The sequence below is a fragment of the Winogradskyella damuponensis genome (assembly GCF_039538385.1).
Classification (GTDB): Bacteria; Bacteroidota; Bacteroidia; order Flavobacteriales; family Flavobacteriaceae; genus Winogradskyella; species Winogradskyella damuponensis.
The window spans coordinates 1-1027 of sequence record NZ_BAABCB010000038.1; the positions used below are offsets into that span (position 1 = coordinate 1).

Below are 1027 nucleotides of genomic sequence, written 5' to 3' on the forward strand. Positions count from 1 at the left end.
CAATTCCGAGTGGATTCGGACGTAGTCGAATCCGCCGTAATTGCGGTTATACATTGTTGTAAAACGTTTTTTATTTTCCATTTCCTCGATAATTCGGATTCGGCATAAATTCTCCAACGATTTCTCCTTTTTCGTCCACTTTCCAAGCTCCTTTTATGAATTCGGGTGGAACTTCTTCTTTTCCATCAAATTCTTTGTCAAGAATATAAACCCAACCATTTGAATGGTTTTTCGCCTCCTCAATTAATTTCGCTGTCTTTTCCATTATTTCAGAGTTTCTTTAAATATCTTTTCAGCCGTTTTTAAATCAGATTTATAAGGAAGTAATACAATCGTAGGTGCCATTACATTTCCAATTGCTAAAACTCCGTAATGTTCGTTAAAAAAAATAGGTTCGGTTACATCTGTTGCTGTGCTGGTCGAATGAAACTTTTTAAACTTAACATCGGATATCATAACAATTTTAAATTCCGCACCTTTTGTTTCTTTAAATTCATCTGGTCCAAAATTCAGAGTATTTGATTTAGGAAAGTAAGTGAATTCAAGGTTTTTATTATTATCCACTTCGTATTTATAAGTGTATTTTATCACTTCTGTTCTTATTTCTTTTGACAACAAATATTCTCTTTCTTTAATGTTATCTTCTGAAATGAAAACGTAAACCATATGATTTCCGAAAGTAGTTTTTACAACTTCTCCGCAACTTTCTGAAATCAGTAAAATCAGAGTTAAAATTAATATAGCGATTGGTTTTTTCAAATGTTTTACAACGGTCTCGTATATGATTTGTAGCATTGTTTCAGCAAGTAAGTTAGCAAATAATAACCGAAATAGAAAAACCGAGAGGTTTTTCGACAGTAGGCGAGTAGCAGCTATAAATTATATACATTGTTAGCTAAGGTTTTTTCTTTTTTGCGAACTACTCCTTTGCGTATTTCCGAACTATTTGTTTTTCCTGCGCTATTATATTTTTTTCCTTAAATGTCAAAAAACTCCGAATTACTATTCCGTTCTTTTCCGCAAAGAG

Annotated in this window: 2 protein-coding genes; both read right to left on the reverse strand. The window is 32.4% G+C overall.

All coding sequences use genetic code 11. The annotated features are described in order from the left end of the window. Positions 1 to 70: 70 nt before the first annotated feature. Entirely contained in the window at positions 71 to 265 is a 195-nt protein-coding gene (locus ABD730_RS17105) for a hypothetical protein (protein ID WP_344716112.1), read from the reverse strand. Continuing rightward, on the reverse strand, positions 265 to 795 hold the full coding sequence (locus ABD730_RS17110; protein WP_344716113.1) for a hypothetical protein: 531 nt from the start codon (positions 793 to 795) through the stop codon (positions 265 to 267). The genes ABD730_RS17105 and ABD730_RS17110 overlap by 1 nt, the downstream gene beginning before the upstream one ends. Positions 796 to 1027: the final 232 nt, after the last annotated feature.